Origin of the sequence: Galbibacter sp. BG1, assembly GCF_013391805.1 — a bacterium.
In the GTDB taxonomy this organism is placed as follows: Bacteria; Bacteroidota; Bacteroidia; order Flavobacteriales; family Flavobacteriaceae; genus Galbibacter.
Genome location: NZ_CP058364.1, coordinates 1,289,946 through 1,305,775 on the forward strand (window position 1 = coordinate 1,289,946; position 15,830 = coordinate 1,305,775).

The 15,830-nt window shown below is 36.8% G+C and carries 16 protein-coding genes; 13 read left to right on the plus strand and 3 right to left on the minus strand.

What is annotated here, in order from left to right:
* Nucleotides 1–9 precede the first annotated feature (9 nt).
* Both HX109_RS05655 and HX109_RS05660 read left to right on the plus strand, forming a co-directional pair.
* Nucleotides 10–1,596 (plus strand): lytic transglycosylase domain-containing protein, encoded by a 1,587-nt coding sequence (locus HX109_RS05655; RefSeq protein ID WP_178950223.1) that lies wholly within the window; start codon nucleotides 10–12, stop codon nucleotides 1,594–1,596.
* A gap of 103 nt (nucleotides 1,597–1,699) precedes the next feature.
* Nucleotides 1,700–2,710: a DUF4837 family protein gene (locus HX109_RS05660; RefSeq protein WP_178950224.1), complete on the plus strand. Its 1,011-nt coding sequence runs from the start codon at nucleotides 1,700–1,702 to the stop codon at nucleotides 2,708–2,710.
* An 84-nt stretch (nucleotides 2,711–2,794) separates the two neighbouring features.
* On the opposite strand, the gene HX109_RS05665 is transcribed toward HX109_RS05660, so the two are convergent.
* Nucleotides 2,795–2,992 (minus strand): twin-arginine translocase TatA/TatE family subunit, encoded by a 198-nt coding sequence (locus HX109_RS05665; protein ID WP_178950225.1) that lies wholly within the window; start codon nucleotides 2,990–2,992, stop codon nucleotides 2,795–2,797.
* 177 nt (nucleotides 2,993–3,169) lie between these two features.
* On the opposite strand from HX109_RS05665, the gene HX109_RS05670 reads away from it, so the two are divergent.
* The 4 genes from HX109_RS05670 (at nucleotide 3,170) to HX109_RS05685 (ending at nucleotide 8,462) form a co-directional block, all read left to right on the plus strand.
* Nucleotides 3,170–4,039 (plus strand): M23 family metallopeptidase, encoded by an 870-nt coding sequence (locus tag HX109_RS05670; protein ID WP_178954071.1) that lies wholly within the window; start codon nucleotides 3,170–3,172, stop codon nucleotides 4,037–4,039.
* A 15-nt stretch (nucleotides 4,040–4,054) separates the two neighbouring features.
* Nucleotides 4,055–5,554 carry a GH3 auxin-responsive promoter family protein gene (locus tag HX109_RS05675; RefSeq protein ID WP_178950226.1) on the plus strand — a complete coding sequence of 500 codons (1,500 nt, stop codon included), beginning with the start codon at nucleotides 4,055–4,057 and terminating at the stop codon, nucleotides 5,552–5,554.
* Between the two features lie 135 nt (nucleotides 5,555–5,689).
* On the plus strand, nucleotides 5,690–7,384 hold the full coding sequence (locus HX109_RS05680) for a DUF6909 family protein (protein ID WP_178950227.1): 1,695 nt from the start codon (nucleotides 5,690–5,692) through the stop codon (nucleotides 7,382–7,384).
* A gap of 1 nt (nucleotide 7,385) precedes the next feature.
* Complete coding sequence (locus tag HX109_RS05685) at nucleotides 7,386–8,462, plus strand: hypothetical protein (RefSeq protein ID WP_178950228.1); 1,077 nt, start codon at nucleotides 7,386–7,388, stop codon at nucleotides 8,460–8,462.
* Nucleotides 8,463–8,536: 74 nt separating this feature from the next.
* Here HX109_RS05685 and HX109_RS05690 read toward each other — a convergent pair whose 3' ends face one another.
* Nucleotides 8,537–8,746 (minus strand): DUF6341 family protein, encoded by a 210-nt coding sequence (locus HX109_RS05690; protein WP_178950229.1) that lies wholly within the window; start codon nucleotides 8,744–8,746, stop codon nucleotides 8,537–8,539.
* Nucleotides 8,747–8,794: 48 nt separating this feature from the next.
* Here HX109_RS05690 and HX109_RS05695 point away from each other — a divergent pair, with 48 nt between their 5' ends.
* Complete coding sequence (locus HX109_RS05695) at nucleotides 8,795–9,718, plus strand: DUF6427 family protein (RefSeq protein WP_178950230.1); 924 nt, start codon at nucleotides 8,795–8,797, stop codon at nucleotides 9,716–9,718.
* Here the strand turns inward: HX109_RS05695 and upp are convergent.
* Nucleotides 9,707–10,363 carry a uracil phosphoribosyltransferase gene (gene upp, locus HX109_RS05700; protein WP_178950231.1) on the minus strand — a complete coding sequence of 219 codons (657 nt, stop codon included), beginning with the start codon at nucleotides 10,361–10,363 and terminating at the stop codon, nucleotides 9,707–9,709. The two genes, HX109_RS05695 and upp, sit on opposite strands and share 12 nt — an antisense overlap.
* 147 nt (nucleotides 10,364–10,510) lie before the next feature.
* Between upp and HX109_RS05705 the strand changes: the two genes are divergently transcribed.
* From HX109_RS05705 to HX109_RS05730, 6 genes are all read left to right on the plus strand, one after another.
* Complete coding sequence (locus HX109_RS05705) at nucleotides 10,511–11,242, plus strand: glycosyltransferase (protein WP_178950232.1); 732 nt, start codon at nucleotides 10,511–10,513, stop codon at nucleotides 11,240–11,242.
* 79 nt (nucleotides 11,243–11,321) lie between these two features.
* A complete protein-coding gene (locus HX109_RS05710; RefSeq protein ID WP_178950233.1) occupies nucleotides 11,322–12,353 on the plus strand; it encodes a glycosyltransferase family 9 protein in 1,032 nt (343 codons plus the stop codon).
* Nucleotides 12,354–12,600: 247 nt separating this feature from the next.
* Nucleotides 12,601–12,930, plus strand: a complete 330-nt coding sequence (locus HX109_RS05715; protein ID WP_178950234.1) for a HesB/IscA family protein — start codon at nucleotides 12,601–12,603, stop codon at nucleotides 12,928–12,930.
* Nucleotides 12,931–13,096: 166 nt separating this feature from the next.
* Nucleotides 13,097–14,542 (plus strand): Fe-S cluster assembly protein SufB, encoded by a 1,446-nt coding sequence (sufB, locus tag HX109_RS05720; RefSeq protein ID WP_178950235.1) that lies wholly within the window; start codon nucleotides 13,097–13,099, stop codon nucleotides 14,540–14,542.
* Between the two features lie 94 nt (nucleotides 14,543–14,636).
* Nucleotides 14,637–15,389 carry a Fe-S cluster assembly ATPase SufC gene (gene sufC, locus HX109_RS05725; RefSeq protein ID WP_178950236.1) on the plus strand — a complete coding sequence of 251 codons (753 nt, stop codon included), beginning with the start codon at nucleotides 14,637–14,639 and terminating at the stop codon, nucleotides 15,387–15,389.
* A gap of 36 nt (nucleotides 15,390–15,425) precedes the next feature.
* A complete protein-coding gene (locus tag HX109_RS05730) occupies nucleotides 15,426–15,818 on the plus strand; it encodes a four helix bundle protein (RefSeq protein WP_178950237.1) in 393 nt (130 codons plus the stop codon).
* The last annotated feature ends 12 nt before the right edge of the window (nucleotides 15,819–15,830 follow it).

Consider the following 15,830-nt stretch of genomic DNA (forward strand, 5'->3'; position numbering starts at 1 on the left):
TATTGATTGATGAAGAAAGTTTTTACAGCGCTGATGATCAGTGCTTTTTGTACCCTCACTTACGCCCAAAAAAAGACTAATACCTTACAACCACAAAAACAACTATCTATTACTTCAGATAGTACTACTGTAGTTGAAGGAAATCTTTTACAAGATACCGATTCCGTCCTAATAGATGGGAAACGTTACGTTTTGGCAGAAGAAAAAACAAAACGCTACGGGTTTCCAGATAATCCACAGGCCAAAAAAATAGACAGCCTCTGGAAAAGGGAATTTTTCAATACAGGAATGTTCGATACTATCTATGCAGATATTTCCAACCTCACTTTCGAACCTGTTGAATATGTAGATCTTCCTACAGATACTTTAAAGGCACGATTGGCAAAACTTAATCAAAAAACGCCTTTTAACGTAGAATATAACCCTTCTTTGGAAAGTGTTATCAAGATGTTTTTAAAAAGTAAACGTGCTTTTTTAACTAGGGTGATGGCGCGAAGTAAATTCTATTTTCCACTGTTTGAACAAACCATGGATAATTACGATATTCCTCTGGAAATGAAATATTTGGCAGTTATAGAATCTGCCTTAAATCCAAAAGCAAAATCTAGAGTGGGAGCAACTGGGATCTGGCAATTTATGTTTCCAACCGGTAAAATGTACGGCCTGGATGTAAGTAGTTATGTAGACGAGCGTAGCGACCCCATAAAATCGACCGAAGCTGCCTGTAAATATTTAGGGAAATTGTACGAGATATTTGGGGATTGGGATTTGGCACTTGCTGCCTATAATTCAGGGCCAGGAAATGTTAGCAAAGCCATTCGGCGAAGTGGAGGCTCCAATAATTATTGGAATTTAAGGCCTTTCCTACCAAGGGAAACTGCAGGTTATGTACCAGCGTTTCTAGCTACCATGTACATTATGGAATATGCAGAAGAACATGGTTTTGAAGAATTTGCTTCCAATGAAGCTGGCTATTATTTTGAAACGGATACGGTAAATATTAAAAAATTGATTTCTTTTGATCAAATCTCAGAATATTTGGAGATCGATAGAGAAGAAGTTCAGTTTTTCAATCCTTCATATAAGTTAGATATCATTCCCTACGTAGACGACGAAAACTACAGTTTGCGTTTACCTACGGAAGCAATAGGCCGATTTGTTACCAATGAAGATTCTATTTACGCCCGAGTTGCCAAAGAACTTGAAAAGAAGGAACAACCATTACCCGAATTGGTAGAAACAAGTGCCCAAATAAAATACCGTGTTAAAAGTGGTGATGTTTTAGGTACCATTGCGGAAAAACATGGTGTAAGGGTAAGCGAGATTAAACGGTGGAATGGGTTACGAAATAATAATATTCGCATCGGGCAACGTTTAACCATATTCCCTCAAAAACCAGTGACTTCTACCTCTACAAAGTCGCCTACCGCTAGCAATAACAATGCTTCCAAAGAATATGTGGTGCGTAGTGGCGATTCTCTATGGAGCATCGCAAAAAAATTTCCGGGAATTTCCATTCAAAATATTCAAGAATGGAACGATATTAGTGGGAATAAATTAACGCCGGGAACCAAGTTGGTTCTTTGCAAGTGTTAAGCACCTCAACAAAAATCATTTTTTGAGGTAACACATAACGTTTATTCAGTTGATACTGTCTTGAAAAAAACCAGAGATCAACACTTATAAAAAACCTAAAACAATGAAAAAACTATTGATGGGAGTTTTTATTTTTTTATTGGTTCTTTCCTGCAAAGACGATAAAAAAGAAAAGTACCTTCCAAATTCTGTAGGAGCCATTAATACGCTCTCCGTAGTAATCGATAACGATATGTGGAAAGGTCAAGTTGGCGATTCTATACGAAAGTATTTTGCTGCTGCCGTAGACGGTCTTCCTTGGGAGGAACCACTATTTTCCATTCACCAAATGCCTCCAGAGGTTTTTACTGATTTCGCCAGAAATAGCAGAAATGTTCTTATTGTACAAAAAGACAGTTCTGTAATAGCAGGTGTAAAAGAAAACCTTTTTGCCAAACCGCAACAAGTTGGTATTATTAAAGCGCCTACCCAGGAGCAAATTATGGACAAGGTGGCCGAAAAAGCGCCAGAAATTATTGAAACCTTTAAAAAGAACGACATCCGGGAAAGTCAAGAGCGGTTTACACGCTCCCTAAATAAAGAGACCGCCTTGGAAGAAGAACTGGGTATTTCTTTAACCATGCCTTCTATTTATAAGATTGCAAAACAAGAAGAAAACTTTTTTTGGATAGAACGCCAAATTCGCAAAGGGACTATGAATATTTTGGTTTACGAAATGCCTCTAAATAGCATCCCAGATGATTCCACTAGGGTTGATGCCATTATTAAAATGCGAGATTCCATTGGTGAAAAATATGTTCCTGGGAGAGAAGAAGGTATGTATATGATTACGGAAAAAGCTTATGCCCCTTATGTTTTCGATAAGGAAATCGCCGGTAGGGACGCCATTGAAACCAAAGGTATGTGGGAAGTAAAAAACTTCGCTATGGCTGGCCCTTTCATTAATTATATAATTGAAGATAAACCCAACGACCGCCTATTGGTAATAGAAGGCTTTACTTTTGCCCCTTCTACCAATAAAAGAGATTATATGTTTGAGTTGGAAGCCGTTTTAAAAACCATTGAGTTTACAGATACCAATACAGATTTGGCAAAAGCAACTACCAAAAAGTAGCTTTTCAACATAAATTAACAACATCAAAAAGCCCATTTGTTCTAAACAAATGGGCTTTTTGATTCATCGTATTTGCAAGAATATTTAGTTATTCTCTTTTTTTTGATCAACTGTAGGTTCGTCTTCTTCTTTGGAGGCATCTTTAAATTCTTTGATACCGCTTCCTAGACCGCGCATTAGTTCTGGTATTTTCTTACCACCAAACAAAAGCAGTACTAAAATAACCACAATTGCTATTTGCCAAGGCCCAATCATTCCGAGAAAAATGTTTAATGATATCATTTTAAATAAATTTAGATAACAAAGGTAATAAGAAATGAATATAATAGATCAATTTTTTTCTTAAAATCATCATTTTTACCACATTGTGTTCCCCAACAACTCTTTCTTTGCGTTAAAAAAAAACAAATATTTAGCAACTACAAAGGTTGTGTCGTCCTTATATTTATATTTGCTATGATGAGCAAGAAGAAAAAGAAAAGAAAGCAGATTAAAAAAAAACTGCTCCATAAATACCGATTGGTTATTTTAAATGAGGATACTTTTGAAGAAAAACTATCATTTAAATTAAACCGGCTAAATGTATTTGTTTTAGGGACTTTGTTTGCCATTTTTATCATTGCTTTTACCACTTTACTCATTGCTTTTACACCCTTACGGGAATATATCCCGGGATATTCTTCTACACACTTAAAACGCCAAGCGATAGATCTTACCTACAAAGCAGATTCCCTAACGGCTCGCTTAAGGGCCAATGAATTGTATTATGACAAGATCCAAAAGGTATTGAAAGGCGAAATAAACACTCAGGAAGTGAATAAAGATTCTTTGTTTGAAGAATTTAGAAAAGATACCATTGTGGCGAATCTTGTGCCCAATAAACAAGATTCCCTGTTGCGGGAACGAGTAGCTAACGAAGATCGGTACAACCTTTTCGAATCGGCCACTACAAATTCCGATTTTGTTTTATTCCCTCCTGTTAATGGAACCTTGTCCCAAAAATACAACGCCAAGGAAAAACACTATGCAGTAGACATTCTAGCTCCAAAAGATACTCCGATAAAATCGGTTGCTGATGGTATGGTGATATTTGCAGAATGGACCGCCGAAACAGGCTATGTTTGTATTATTGAGCACGGTTCTGGGCTTATTTCTGTGTATAAACACAATTCTTCCTTAAGTGTTCAGCAAGGAGATTTGGTAAAAGCGGGAGAGGTTGTTGCCATAATAGGAAATACAGGAGAGCTCACTACCGGTCCGCACCTGCATTTCGAACTGTGGAGCGAAGGCTACCCTGTAGATCCTACAAATTATATTGATTTTCAATAAATACCTAAATTAACCATGTCTTTAAAATCATTTGCTGCCAAAATATTCGCTAAATATATTCATTGGAAAAATCAGAAGTGGATTGATAATCCTATGGAAACTCAAGACGAAGTTTTCAACAGCCTCATAAATACAGCCAAGGATACTGCTTTTGGAAAAGACCATTTTTTTTCTGAAATTAAATCTTATAAAGATTATGTGAATCGTGTTCCGGTAAGGGATTACGAAGAATTGAAAAAGTATGTCGACCGAACGGTTGAAGGAGAGGAAAACATTTTATGGCCTGGGAAGCCTTTGTATTTTGCAAAAACTTCTGGCACTACTTCTGGCGCAAAATACATTCCCATTACCAAAGACTCCATGCCAAACCATATTGAAGCTGCCCGTAATGCTATTTTAAACTATATCCATGAAACTGGAAATTCTGATTTTGTGGATGGAAAAATGATTTTTTTGCAAGGGAGTCCAGTACTTCAAGAAAAAAATGGTGTTAAATTAGGCCGTTTGTCTGGAATAGTGGCGCATTATGTTCCTGGGTATCTTCAAAAAAATCGTCTCCCAAGCTGGGAAACCAATAGCATTGAAGATTGGGAGACAAAAGTAGATGCTATCGTAGAAGAGACACTTCCGGAGAATATGACGGTTATTAGTGGTATTCCGTCGTGGGTACAAATGTATTTTGAAAGAATTCAGCAAAAAACTGGAAAAAAAGTAGGGGACGTCTTTAAGAATTTCAATTTGTTTATTTATGGAGGCGTTAATTTTGAACCCTACAGAGCAAAATTTGAACAGCTTATTGGCAGAAAGGTTGATAGTATTGAGCTTTTCCCTGCTAGTGAAGGATTTTTTGCCTACCAAAATTCCCAAAAAGACAAAGGGATGCTTCTCTTGCTGAAGGCTGGTATTTTTTACGAGTTTATTAAAGCTGAAGATTTTAATACCGAAAACGAAAAGAGAATTACCATAAAAGACGTGGAAATAGGTGTAAATTACGTGCTCATTATCTCCACGAATGCTGGCCTTTGGGCATACAATGTTGGTGATACCATTCAGTTTACTTCTACCAAGCCCTATAAAGTAATAGTTTCTGGAAGGATTAAGCACTTTATTTCTGCTTTTGGGGAGCATGTTATTGCCAAAGAAGTGGAACAATCCATGCGGGAAGCCATGAAAACTTTTAATGTTTCTATAAACGAGTTTACCGTAGCGCCACAGATAACTCCAGAGAAAGAAGAACTTCCTTATCACGAATGGTTTATCGAGTTTGAAGATGAACCTAAAGACTTAACAGCTTTTGCAAAAAAAATAGATGAAACCCTTCAGCAACAAAATAGCTATTATTTAGATCTAATTGAAGGAAAAGTTTTGCAACAGTTAAAGATTACATCCTTAAAACCAGGTGCTTTCTCAAGTTATATGAAATCACAAGGAAAACTAGGTGGCCAAAATAAAGTTCAAAGGCTGTCCAACGACCGTAAAATAGCAGAAGCATTGCAAGAATATAAAAAGAAATAATCAACCCGCAAGCTCGTTTGTATTTTTAAATCTTATAGGTGAGAAATCTGCCTCTAGGCAAGCGAAAAAACAAATCAAACTTCACTTAGTGAGTAATTTAAAAAGAACTTGTATTTTTGTGCAGTAAAATAAGGTATGAGTAAAATAAAATCTAGAACGAGAGCTCAAGAATCTTCAGGAGCTATAGAGCGTATGTACATCGCTATGAGACACCTTTTCAACCGTGGTTTTTATAAACCCATGGGTGTTTCTGGAGAAACCTTAAGGGAGTCGTTACTTCAATTACGGCCAGAAATTTATGGTTCTGTAGCAGAACCTAAAGTAGAACTTAATGGTTTGGTATATATTTTGGATAGGCTTCCCATTGGAATTGAGCAATGCCGATATATTAATTTAACATCAGAAGAAGGTTATAAGCATTCCACTTTCGATGTTATAGTCCCTCCCAAAAGACGAAGAAATTGCTATCGTATCGACGATGAGCAAATGAATATTGAGATTACCAGGGGAAGGTCGGATATCTACGATATTTTAACACATCTTACTTTTCTTTTTATCGAATCCCATAAAATAGCTGATAATGTTTTTATTGAGGAATCTGGACAAACCATTCGCGATTGGCAGAAACTGGAAGAAGCTGTTTTAAAGAAAAAGCTCAGCCAACCCGAACGTGAAGTAGCCTTAAGCCATGCCGCCAGTATTCTTGGTAGAACATTTGAGGAGTGCCTAGCCGCACACAAAGTATTTGCAAGCAAAGACACTCCCGAGCGTTTTTTAAAAATAGTGTATTGGATGGGTAAAATTGCTCTGGAAGAAATTATAGATGGCAATAAGCGCACCATTACTTTCAGTCCCGTTTTAAGGGAACGTTTGGGACACCATATCCATGGGGAAATCTGGGCAAACAATATTAAAAGGGTCTTAAAGAATAATAATCTTCTGCATAGGCCAATTCATATTATAAGTGCCAATATGCACAGTGTCATGAATTCGCTTTTTGCTTCCGCAGTTCTTAAAAAAGAATTCAGCAATCAGAAAAACGAATACGATGTTTATGAGATGCTCAGCCAACCCACCAGTTCTATAATGCGGGATAAGGTAAGAACCTTTGCCGAAAAGAATGGAATGATAAGTATTGACGATACTTCGGGTACAAATATAGATGTGCAAATTTTTGACACCGCAAAGATAGATTTTGATAAAATAAACTTTACTTTTGACGGCGATGTGGAAAAAGACCAAATGCCAGTCCTTTTTGTAATGGACTATGCCTTTGGGGAACAGGCTTACGAGACCATCGACGAGCTTTTAAAACCGTACAAAGCCAAAGGGGAAAAATTAATATTTTTAAATGTTGATTCGGTTTCCATAATGGGAAAAGCAGGAATTTTGGAAGGCGGAAAAGGGGATTTAATGATTCCGAATGCCCATATTTTTGAAGGAACTGCCGATAATTATCCCTTTAAAAATGAATTGTGTGCGGCAGATTTTGAAGGCAATGGTCTAAAAGTCTTTGAGGGAACTATGATAAGCGTGCTCGGAACCTCCTTACAAAATAAGGATTTGTTGAAGTTTTTTCACGACAGCACCTGGAATGTAATTGGGCTGGAAATGGAAGGTGTTCATTACCAAAAAGCCATTCAATCGGCATCCCGAATACGCAAGAGTATTGCTGAAGACGTAAAGGTGCGTTATGCATATTACGCTTCAGATAATCCTCTGGAAACAGGAAGTACATTGGCCTCTGGAGGATTGGGAATTACTGGTGTAAAACCCACATATTTAATTACGAGAAAAATTTTAGAACAAATATTAAACACAACTAACTAATATGAGCGACCAAGTTCAACCTAATCAAAATCAAAACAACAACTCGGAAGAGATCGATTTAGGACAGCTTTTTAAACTAATTGGAGACGGTTTTAGAAAGTTTTTCAATTTTATTGGAAGGATTTTTAAAGGGATATTCGGACTCATAATTGCATTTATGCTTTTTATACAAAAGCATCTTGTAAAATTTGTAATTGCTGGGGTTGTAGGGATAATAATCGGTGTGTTCCTAGATATGAGAAAAGAGCCCGTGTATGTCTCTACAATGACTTTAGAGCCCAATTTCCAAAGTGTACAGCAGCTTTATAATAATGTTAAGTTCTACAACGAATTGGCTGAAGCAGAGGATTCAGTTGCTTTGGCGGAGGCTTTACAAATTGAAACATCGGAAGCCGCTAGTATTAAAGAAATCGAAGCAGAATCATATTCCGATGAAAACCAGAAAATAAAATTGTTCGATGAATTTGTACGAAGCTTGGATTCTACTACTCGAAAGGCGATAGATATGGAAAAATATCTGGATAATTTTAACACCTTCGATTCTCGTTTCCATACGGTAATCGTAAAAGCAACCAATAGTAAGGTTGCTAAAAAGATTCAGGGGCCTATTATTAAGTCGATCTCCAACAACGATTATTTTAAGGTCCAAAAGAATATCCGTCAACTTAACCTAAGCCTTCAAGATAGTATTTTGAAAAAGCAATTGGTGGAAATCGACTCTCTGCAGACCCTTTATAAAAGAGTAATGGAAAAAGAGGCCGATAAGCCTATGCAAGGAACCAACATAAGTTTAGGGGAAGGTGGAGATACCGAACAAAACAAAGAATTGGCGCTTATTAGACAAATCGATAAAATTAAAGGTGATATTGTATCGCTTAACGAAGAACGCGCCAACAAGTCGGAAATTGTTAATGTTATTTCAGATTTTCCACGTCGAGGGGTAGAAGCTAAAAGCATCTTTAAAAGATATATGTTCTTAGTTCCCGTTGCTTTGTTAGGTTTATTATTATTTGTTTTAGCCCTATTGGAATTGAACAAGTTCTTAAAAGAATACAGCCTTCAACAAAAAAGAAGTTAATTACTTCATTATAAAGCATAAAAAAACCTATCGGAACTCGATAGGTTTTTTTTATGCTTTACGAAAAGATGTTTTTATTGAACTGGCTGATAAGTATCTTTCTCTTGTTCGCTAAAAATTTTCATTTGCTTCATCCAATAGAAGAAGGCTGCAAAGCCAATTAATATAAAAATACAATTAATGGCATTAGACAACCACCAGCTATTTAGAAAACGTAATGCGTCTAGAGGCACGAACAATACATTTTCAAATAAATCCTGAATACCGTAGAAAAAGTCACTCATGAGTAAAAGAAATATTAAATTTACACCGCAAAAATACAAAAACCTAGCATGATTTCAAGCATTTTTGATAGAACTAATCCTATTAATTTTATAATACTAGCTGTATTTCTGTCGCTATTCCTTGTTGGTGGCTTTTTTTTGTATCTAGATGCGCCTGTTAATCTTCAGGTTTTTTTTAAGCTTTTTCAGTCTTTTGCCTTAATTATAATTTCCTTGTTTTTGGTGGATTTTGTAAACAGGAAAAACTTTTTAACTAAGAGTAATTCATTTACCATTTTCTTTTTTGTGCTTATTTTTTGCCTCTTCCCAAAGATTTTTAATGAAATAAACCTTCTGGTGGCCAACGTTTTTATACTTCTTTCTTTCCGGAGGCTCGTTAGTATTCGATCGAACCGTGACGTGGAAATTAAAATTTTTGATGCTTCCCTTTGGGTTTTTGTCGCCACTTTCTTTTATAGCTGGTCGGTATTTTTTATCTTTTTGGTTTACGCAGGGATATTTCTTTATAAAAAGAATGACTACCGAAACTTATTGATTCCATTTGTTGCTTTGTTCACCGTGCTTTCCATAGGCTTTACCAGTTATTACCTGATAAACGATTTAAACCAGTTTTATGCCTATCTGCAGCTGCTCCCAAAATTTGAACTGGAAAAGTATGAAGATCTAAGGTATATCGTTCCGCTTGTATTTTTATGCGTAATGGGAATATGGAGCGTAGTGGCTTTTTTCCTGCGTAAACAAAGTAAGTCGTTTATAACCAGAGTACCGGGAATTCTCATAATTTTAATGCTGGGCATTGCCATATTAGTGGCTATTATTTCTGAAAGTGCAAATACTTCCGAAGTGATTTTTAGTATTTTTCCCCTCTCCGTAATCATTGCCAAATATGTAGAAAGCATCGATAAGCTTTGGCTGAAAGAAGCTTTTGTATGCTCTTTTATCGTTATGCCCTTTGTAATCTTATTTTTGTAAACGCGTTCCAAAAGCAAGGTCTCCCGCATCGCCGAGACCTGGAACAATATATCCTTTTTTATTCAGCTGAAGGTCGATATCCCCTATCCAAAGTCTTGTGTCTTTTGGCAATTCTTTTTCCAAAAACTCTATCCCGGGTTGTGCACCAATTACAGAAAGAATATGAACTTCCTTTGGCAAACCTACTTTCGACAGCGCTTCAAAAGTTGCTAAAATAGACTGCCCAGTCGCCAACATGGGATCGGCGAGAACGAGCACCTTATTGTCAAGATTTTGAGAGGCTAGATATTCCACCGTTACTTCAAATTCCTTTTCTGGCGTTTGGTAACGATAAGCGGAAATAAAAGAACAATCTGCCCAATCGAAAAAATTTAAAATCCCATCGTGGAGTGGTATCCCTGCACGTAAAATAGAGCAAACAACAAGCTCATCATCAATCAAATTTACCTCCTTCTTATCCAATGGTGTAGTTATTGCTTCCGAAGTATAATGAAGACTTTTGCTCATCTCATAAGCCAACACCTCCCCTATCCGTGCAATATTTTTTCTAAAACGCATTCGGTCATTCTGGATTTTTTCATCTCTTAATTCAGCCAAAAAATGATTTACTACAGAGTTTTGCTTGCTTATATTGTGAATTTCCATGCATTGAAAGTTTAAAAAAGTGTCTAAAATCGTTCCTTATTCATCAAATTTAAGGAATTCATCCTGCTTTAAATAAGTATATTTGCAGGAAACAGCAATTTTTCGATAGATCTGCTTCGAAATGTCGGACAGTAAATAATTTCTAGAATGAATAAAGACAACATACATATTTTTTGCATGAAGTGGGGAACCTTATACGATGCCACTTATGTAAACCGACTTTATAGTATGGTAAAGCGTAATTTATCGCTTCCCTTCACAATGGTTTGTTTTACAGATGACGACAAGGGCATAGACGATGATATAAAGTGCTTTCCGATCCCCGAGGTAAAAATAAACTCCAACCTGCCCGAGCGTATGTGGAAGAAATTAACCACCTTGAAAGAAGACCTTTACGGTTTGCAGGGTACGGCTTTGTTTTTGGATTTGGATGTGGTTATTGTAGACAATATTGATTGTTTTTTTGAAGATGACAACGCTTTTATGATTATTAAAGACTACAATAAGCAATGGCGTATCACTGGTAACTCCTCTGTTTACCGCTTCGAAATTGGAAAGCATGGATATGTGTACGATTATTTCGTGGAAAATTTTGACACGATACGAAAAGAGCACAGAAACGAGCAAGAATATTTATCATGGGCCGTGCATGAAAAAGGACTACTTAATTATTGGCCTACCGAATGGTGCCCAAGCTATAAATACGATTGCGTTTCGAGAATTCCATTTGCTTTTTGGAAAACTCCAGAAATTCCCGAGGGCGCAAAAATCATTATTTTCCACGGAGAGATCAATCCGCATAAAGCCATTAAAGGCGGTAGGGGAAAATGGTATCGCTACGTACGTCCAGCAAAATGGGTTGCCGATTACTGGAAATAACCCGCATAGCAAGCAGGCTTGGTCGAAAGAGATTTTTCTAGCTTCCAACCGTTAAGCAATACATGGAGAAATAGATTTTATGAAGCAACCAGCACACATTTTAGTCATTCGTTTTTCTGATATTGGCGATGCCGCCATTGCGGTTCCCGTGCTTCGTTGTTTGCTTCAGCAGAACAATAATGTTAGTGTTACCGTTGCAACCAAATCCTTTTTAAAGCCCGTTTTTGAAACCGTTGAAGGTATCGATGTGGTTACCGCAGATATTCGAGGTGAACATCAAGGGTTAAACGGACTTCTAAAATTTTATTCAGAAATAAAGAATTACGGTTTTACCGAAATAGCCGATTTGCACGGGTCTTTAAGAAGCACTGTCATTAAAACACTTTTTAAACTGAAGGGTGTTCCCGCAAAAACCATTGATAAAGGACGTGCCGCCAAAAGAAAGCTAGTAAATGGCAGCGTTTTCCAACCCCTGAAGACGACCATAGAGCGCTACGCAAATGTTTTTAGGGCTCTGGGCTATCAAATTGATCTTTCTAAAGATGTTTTCCCTGCTCCATCGGAATTGCCACAAAAAATCCATACTATTCTCCGCAAAGACACTAAAAAGTGGATAGGGATTGCCCCTTTTGCTTTTTTTGAAAGCAAAATGTACCCCATCGATTTAATGGAAGAAGTAATTGATTATTTATCTAAAACAGATAAGTATAAAATCATCCTTTTTGGAGGTGCAAAAGACGAAAGTGAACTCATAAGACTCTCCCACGGTCGTGAAAATGTAATTTACACCTTCAACAAAATGTCTTTTCATGAAGAATTACAGCTTATCCATCATTTAGATCTCATGATTTCCATGGATAGTGGGAATGGTCATCTTGCAGCCATGCAAGGTGTTCCGGTTATTACACTTTGGGGTGTCACACATCCTTATGCGGGTTTTTACCCTTACCGACAGGATGAAAAAAATGCCCTGCTTTCCGATCGTGAAAAGTATCCACTTATACCAACCTCCATTTATGGGAACAAGGCTCCTGAAGATTATAAAGAAGTAATGCGAACCATTTCACCTACTTCCGTCATTGATAAAATTCAAGAGGTTTTAGGCAAATGAGGTGCACAATTTTCCGTCATAAATTGGCTGGTCTTTAAGCTGTTTTAATTTCCGAAGGAAAAAGCTTCAATGCTCTTTAAATATGGCGTATCTTATACTTTTCTTAATTCCAATTAAAATTTGTAAGGAATTCCGTTAAATCATAACAAATGTCTATCCTTAGATATAATATAATAATGCGATTCGCTATGGTAAATCGTGTTTAATATCTTATTTTTGTAAACTATTTAGAAAGAAAGGTTTTATTATGATAAAAGTTTCTGAAACAGCGAAAAAGAAAATCACACAATTGATGTCGGACGATGGTTTCGATATCAGTCAAGATTTTGTACGTGTGGGTGTTAGGAGTGGTGGTTGTAGCGGATTATCATACGACTTAAAATTTGATAAAAGCAAAGCAGACGAGGATAAAATGTTTGAAGACAATGAGGTGAAAATCATTGTTGATAAAAAAAGTTTCCTTTACCTAATTGGTACAACTTTAGAATATTCAGGCGGATTAAACGGAAAAGGTTTTGTTTTTAACAATCCTAATGCACAGCGAACCTGTGGATGTGGGGAAAGTTTTTCGCTTTAAATAATCCTTTGGCGAGTCCGAGGTTTATAACGAAATAACTAACGATTTCGACCTAGTTGTCGAAAAATGACAAAACCCACCTAGTGGGAAAAATAAATTTAAAAGTTGAAAAACTAGCCCTTTAAATTTTAAAAAGCGCAAGCGCTCAACTTTTTAACTAAGAAATATGGCATATACCGAAGAAGAATTAAAAAAAGAGCTCGAAACCAAAGAGTATGAGTACGGGTTTTATACCGATATTGAATCGGATACGTTGCCTGTAGGATTGAATGAAGATATTGTTCGAGCGATTTCGAAGAAAAAGAATGAACCGGAATGGATGACGGATTGGCGTTTGGAAGCCTATCGGGCTTGGACGAAAATGGAAGAGCCAGAATGGGCAAATGTTACTTATAAAAAACCCGATTTCCAAGCAATTTCCTACTATTCTGCTCCTAAAAAGAAACCGCAATACGATAGTTTAGACGATGTTGATCCAGAATTGCTGGATACTTTTAAAAAGCTTGGGATCTCTATCGATGAGCAGAAAAAACTTGCTGGTGTGGCAGTAGATGTAGTAATGGATTCTGTTTCTGTGGCGACCACTTTTAAAAAGACGCTGGCAGAAAAGGGAATTATTTTCTGTTCCATTTCTGAAGCCATACAAGAGCACCCCGAGTTGGTTAAAAAATACTTAGGAACCGTGGTGCCAAAACAAGACAATTTCTATGCGGCTTTAAATTCTGCTGTATTTTCCGATGGTTCTTTCTGCTACATCCCAAAAGGCGTTCGTTGCCCGATGGAATTGTCTACTTACTTCCGTATCAATCAAGCTGGAACTGGACAATTTGAAAGAACATTGGTGGTTGCCGATGAAAGCAGTTATGTAAGTTACCTAGAAGGTTGTACTGCCCCCATGCGTGATGAAAATCAATTGCACGCTGCGGTAGTGGAACTTATTGCGTTAGATGGCGCTGAAATTAAATATTCTACCGTACAGAACTGGTTTCCTGGAAACAAAGAAGGAAAAGGTGGTGTTTTCAATTTTGTAACTAAAAGAGGTCTTTGCGAAAAGAATTCCAAAATTAGCTGGACGCAAGTAGAAACTGGTTCTGCAGTTACTTGGAAATATCCTTCCTGTATTTTAAAGGGAGATAATTCTGTTGGGGAGTTTTATTCCATTGCAGTGACAAACAATTATCAGCAAGCGGATACAGGAACCAAAATGATTCACCTCGGAAAAAACACCAAGAGTACCATTATTTCCAAGGGTATTTCTGCAGGGAAATCCCAAAATAGTTACCGTGGATTGGTGCAGGTGCAAGGAAGAGCAGAAAATGCTCGAAACTTCTCTCAGTGCGATTCTTTATTAATGGGGAATGAGTGCGGGGCACATACCTTCCCATATATTGAAACTAAAAATAAGACCGCGCAAATAGAGCATGAAGCTACTACCAGTAAAATTGGGGAAGATCAAATTTTCTATTGCAATCAACGTGGTATTGATACAGAAAAGGCCATCGCTTTAATCGTAAACGGTTTCAGTAAAGAAGTTTTAAATAAATTACCTATGGAATTTGCTGTGGAAGCACAGAAATTATTGGAAATTTCTTTAGAAGGTTCCGTAGGATAAGCAAAAATAGATATTGGTTTTTTGTTGAATTGAAAAGCCAAATACATCAAACCACATAAGTGGAAAGAAGATAACAGCATATAACAGAAAACAAATGTTAAAGATTGAAAATTTACACGCTAGTGTAGAAGATAAAGAGATTTTAAGGGGAATTAATCTGGAAGTAAAGCCAGGGGAAGTACATGCTATTATGGGACCCAATGGTTCTGGTAAAAGTACCCTTTCTTCGGTAATCGCCGGAAATGAAGATTTTGAAGTAACCGAAGGTTCTATAAGTTTTCTCGGTGAAAGTATTGACGATTTGGCTCCCGAGGAAAGAGCTCATAAAGGTATTTTCCTTTCTTTTCAATACCCCGTGGAAATTCCCGGAGTGTCGGTTACTAATTTTATTAAAACCGCGATTAACGAAACGCGCAGAGCTCAAGGGTTGGAAGATATGCCAGCCAATGAAATGTTGAAGAAAATTCGTGAGAAATCGGAGTTATTGGCGATCGATCGTAAATTTCTTTCCCGTTCTTTAAATCAAGGTTTCTCCGGAGGGGAGAAAAAGCGTAACGAAATTTTCCAAATGGCGATGCTAGAGCCAAAATTGGCTATTTTAGATGAAACTGATTCTGGTTTGGATATAGATGCTTTAAGAATTGTTTCCGACGGTGTAAACCGACTTAAAAGCAAAGACAATGCCGTAGTTGTTATTACGCACTACCAACGTTTATTGGAATATATTGTTCCAGATTATGTTCACGTGCTTTTAAATGGAAGAATTGTAAAATCTGGCGGTAAAGAACTAGCCCTCGAATTGGAAGAAAAGGGATACGACTGGATTAAGCAGGAAGTAGCTGTTTAACCAATTTCTAGTTTTTGGTTTCTAGTTTAAAGTTTTATGAGTACCATCAAACGTTTTGAGGATTTAGAAATTTGGCAAGAGGCCAGAGCACTTGCTAAAGAAATTTTAAAAATTATCTTCTTAACCAATCTTAAAAACGACTATAAACTAAGAGATCAAATTAAAGGTTCTTCGGGGTCTGCTATGGATAATATAGCTGAAGGCTTTGACAGGGATGGAAACATGGAATTCAGACAATTTTTATCTATTGCCAAAGGATCTGCCGGAGAAACCAGGTCTCAGCTTTACCGAGTTTTCGATTCTGGATATATTACCGAGATAGAGCTTAATGACTTGGTTACGCGTTATATAAATTTAAGTAAAAGGATTTCGGCATTTATAAATTACTTGAATAAGAAAGAATACAAAGGAATAAAATATAAGGGTTAGTTGTTTTTAAAA